This window comes from Pseudovibrio axinellae (assembly GCF_900110875.1).
GTDB classification, from domain to species: domain Bacteria; phylum Pseudomonadota; class Alphaproteobacteria; order Rhizobiales; family Stappiaceae; genus Pseudovibrio; species Pseudovibrio axinellae.
In genome coordinates this window covers 1-3839 of sequence record NZ_FOFM01000057.1, presented here as the reverse complement: position 1 = coordinate 3839, position 3839 = coordinate 1, and the positions used below count along the sequence as shown (strand labels likewise).

Genomic DNA, 3839 nt, shown 5'->3' with positions numbered 1-3839 from the left:
CGCTTATCGATGGCCCGAAACAAATATTTCCATTGACCCTTAACCTTCACATATGTTTCGTCGACACGCGAAGAGAACGACAGCCGATTTTGATACCACAAACTACGCTTTTCTAGCTCAAGCGCGTCGTGCTGAACCCAGCGGTAGAGGGTGGTGTGGTCAACATCAACGCCGCGCTCATTCAGCATTTCCTCAAGATCGCGGTAGCTCATGCCATATTCACAGTACCAGCTCACAGCCCAAAGAATGATCTCTCCCTGGAACTGACGAAACTTGAATTCTGACATTGCAAATCCCCCACAACGGAGGGATCATGCAGCCGATGACCCAAGGTTGCAACGGAGCCCTGATTTGTGCCTGGAGGGAGGCTTTTGCGATCAAACTCAGGTTAACGTGACAGCACCAGCTCGTGCCGCCTTTTTTGTCTCGATAGCTTCGATTAATTAACTGTCACTCTTGACAGTTAATTAATCGAAGCTTATCTCTACTCGTGCCCGATGAATGAAAGCACATACCCATGCCGCGTCCAAGTGTACAATCCGCCAGACTGAATGAAATTGTTGAAGCTGCTGCAAAATGCGTTGCTCAATATGGTTTGGAAGGCGTGACGCTGGAACGCATTGCTGACGAAACCGGATTGAAACGACCGCTTATCAGGCACCACGCCGGTAATCGGGAAGAAATAATAAACGCTGTTGTAACCCATGTTCTGTCAGGCTTTGGTGAGTTGACGACAATGTTCGCAAACGCATTGCCAGCAAAACGTGGTTCCTATACTGCCGTTGATCATCTGTTTGATGATCACGGCCGCTCTGATCCAGCTGAGATGATGGTGTTCCAATCCATTGTTGCAGCAGCAGACAGGTTTCCTGCTGAGGCAGAAGCGCTTCTGAAATGGGTTGGTGATTTTACAGCAGTTGTCGTTGAGGCAATTAAACGAGACTTTCCTGAAGTGGAGAGTGAAGCTGCTGAAGCCGTTGCCCATGGGATCGTGGCACTCTACTTCAACGTTGATTCCTTGGCTCCTCTCAAGCCGCCACTCGCGTGGAGGCGTTATGCAAAAAATGCAGCATTGCTGCTGCTGAGGTTCTTGGAAGATAATGCAGGTACTCAAAGAGCTCCTTAGAACAATAATCAGCTACGGCAAGTGGCGAACCATATTTGCTCTGATCCTGATTGCTGCCTCGCTTTACTATGGCTGGCAGTGGGTCTGGGGTGCACTTTTCCTCCTCTGGACAGTTAGAGCGTGGCGGAGCCAATCCGTCTATGTTGTCGAAACTCTCACTCGTGGTGATAACCCGTTTCTGTTCTGGATCACGATCATCTTGTGGGCGACGCTTTCGCTCTACCTCATCCTCGCAGATCTAATAATGAAGCTAGGAGGCGTTCCCCATGTCTACTCATAGCAACGGTATGCCCGTTCTCCCCAAAGAGGCTTACACCTCGCAAGAATGGTTTGATCGAGAACAGGCCCAAATTTTCTCCCAAACCTGGTCACTCTCAGGCTTTCAGGAGGACATCACTGAACCTGGCCAATACATCTCCGTTCAGGCTGGTTTGAACAATATCTTCATCGTAATGGGTCGTGATCATCGCTTGCGTGCGTTTCACAACATCTGCCGCCACAGAGGCACCCAGCTTCTGCGGGCTGAAGGCAAAACGCATAAGGCGATCACATGCCCTTATCATGACTGGACTTATGACCTTGAAGGCAACCTGATTTCTGTCCCGGAACAGGAAAAAGAGTTCCCAGGTATCGATCTGTCCTGCAATGGTTTGAAAAAAGCATCTGTCGATATCTGGCGCGGAATGCTCTGGGTGCACCCAGATGAAAACGCTCCATCCATCATCAATTGGTTTGGAGAGGTAGAGCCATACCTTGCGCCTTATGATCCAGCTGGATTAATTGAGACGGAAGAGGGCTACTCAAAGCACGAGATCAAAGCCAACTGGAAGATCATCGTCGAGAACTACATCGACGGATATCATCTGGCACACCTGCATTCTCATACGCTCAACATGTATGACCACTCAAAGATTGAGTGCGAATTCATCGGCCCGCACTTCGCCTTTTGGGAGCCTCTTGCTGACTTCTACGCGGCTGAAGTGGAGAAGGTCACACCAATGCCGCTCATTCCGGGCATCCAGAAAGACAAGATGGGAACCTGGGTACCAATGCTGTTTCCGGGGATTGGATTGGGTGAAGCTGAGAATTCATGGTCCACCTTCCATATAACGCCAATTGCTCCGGACAGATCCATGGTTGAGATACGGACCCGTGTGGCAAATGAATCCAGTTGGGCCTTCACGAAAGCGGCCATGGCATCAGCCTCCTTCTGGGATAAACATTTGGGTGCCAAATACAACGAAGACCCAAAAGTAGATCCGATGTCGTCTGGCGACTTTATGCAAGAAGATATCTACGCCTGCGAACAGCAGCAGAAGTCCCTGCAGAGTCCGTTCTTCGAACACGGCCCATCCTCCAAGTACGGCGAAAAGCCCGTTCGAGATCATCAGCGTGTCGTGGCTGAATGGATGGAGCGCAAACCGTGAGAAATATTGTTTATTCACTGAGGGTTTCAGAGGTTTTCACTGAAACAAAGCATGCGAAAACCATCAGGTTTGACGTCCCTGCAGAGCTGAAGGAGGAGTTTTTCTGGAAGCCAGGACAACACATCACCTTTGAGCTGGATGTAAATTGCGAGAAAGTGCGTCGTCCCTTCACGATTTCAGCGGCCCCCGGTTACTGCAACGCGTTACAGATCACGGTCAAATCCAATCCAGATGGCATTGTCTCGAGGTACCTTTGCTCAAAGGTGAAGGCAGGTCAGCAGCTAAATGTGATGCCACCCTTCGGAGGTTTCACGCTTGAGCCTCTGAAAGAGCAGCAAAGAACGCTCTACTTCTTTGCCGGTGGCAGTGGGATTACACCGGCTGTCGCAATGATTGAAGCTGCATTGGAAAGAGAACCACGTTCAAAACTGTTCTTGCTCTATGCGAACCGGACAGCTGATGACATCATCTTTAAGGAACAACTGGAACAATTGGCAGAGCGCTTCTCGTCTCAGTTGGAAGTCAGACATATTCTGTCCAAACCATCCATTTGGTCTATGTTCTCACCATGGAAATCTGGCCGGATAACCAAAGATGTGGCCTTGGAGTATTTGTCTGAATGCCGCCCAGTTGCTCAGGATACGCAATACTTTATTTGCGGTCCCGGCACCATGAACGCAGATGTGCGCGAGGTTCTTCAAGACTGCGATGTTCCGACAGATCGTATCCATGCGGAGAGTTTTGGCGGGAACCTTGTGACGCCGAAAGAGGTGTCCAGCGTGCCCGCTCTGCTGAAGCTTGACTATTACGGCGAGGCCGTCGAGCTGGAAGTTGCTAAAGGGCAGTCGATTATGAATGCTATCCGGGCATCGGGCATGGAGCCACCTTACTCCTGCCAGTCAGGAATCTGCGGTGCATGCCGAGCGCAGATCAAGAGCGGTGCGGTGAACATGAAGGCAAGAATGGCTTTGGAAGATTCTGAAGTCGCCAAGGGGGCAATTCTGACCTGCCAATCCTACGCAAAAACTTCAGAACTATCAATCAGCTTAAAGTAGTTCAAGACCCGAACAGTTTGGCGAAGAAGCTTTTCTCATACCCAAGCTGGCAACGGGATGTGATGATCTGGTCTAAAACGGTGTTCATCAGATAGAGGAACACTTCGCACGGCTCTGTCACGATGAAACTTTATTTGGCTCTGTTGCATCTGTTGAGTGAAGACACAAATAGCCTTCCCCATGCGCAATTTAGGCGTGAATTCCAAACAGACGGTTGATAAAGGAAACCTC

The 3839-nt window shown here is 49.9% G+C and carries 5 protein-coding genes; 4 read left to right on the top strand and 1 reads right to left on the bottom strand.

Annotated elements, in window-relative coordinates:
* On the bottom strand, positions 1-287 hold a 287-nt coding region (locus tag BMZ51_RS23270), incomplete at its 3' end, for a DDE-type integrase/transposase/recombinase (protein ID WP_139201469.1).
* 230 nt (positions 288-517) lie between these two features.
* On the opposite strand from BMZ51_RS23270, the gene BMZ51_RS23265 reads away from it, so the two are divergent.
* The 4 genes from BMZ51_RS23265 to BMZ51_RS23250 are packed head-to-tail and all read left to right on the top strand — an operon-like array spanning position 518 to position 3608.
* A complete protein-coding gene (locus tag BMZ51_RS23265) occupies positions 518-1126 on the top strand; it encodes a TetR/AcrR family transcriptional regulator (RefSeq protein ID WP_068009949.1) in 609 nt (202 codons plus the stop codon).
* Positions 1101-1406 carry a hypothetical protein gene (locus BMZ51_RS23260; protein WP_068009945.1) on the top strand — a complete coding sequence of 102 codons (306 nt, stop codon included), beginning with the start codon at positions 1101-1103 and terminating at the stop codon, positions 1404-1406. The genes BMZ51_RS23265 and BMZ51_RS23260 overlap by 26 nt, the downstream gene beginning before the upstream one ends.
* Positions 1393-2553: an aromatic ring-hydroxylating oxygenase subunit alpha gene (locus BMZ51_RS23255; protein ID WP_082825721.1), complete on the top strand. Its 1161-nt coding sequence runs from the start codon at positions 1393-1395 to the stop codon at positions 2551-2553. Before BMZ51_RS23260 ends, BMZ51_RS23255 begins: the two co-directional genes overlap by 14 nt.
* Positions 2550-3608, top strand: a complete 1059-nt coding sequence (locus BMZ51_RS23250) for a ferredoxin--NADP reductase (RefSeq protein WP_068009950.1) — start codon at positions 2550-2552, stop codon at positions 3606-3608. Before BMZ51_RS23255 ends, BMZ51_RS23250 begins: the two co-directional genes overlap by 4 nt.
* Positions 3609-3839: the final 231 nt, after the last annotated feature.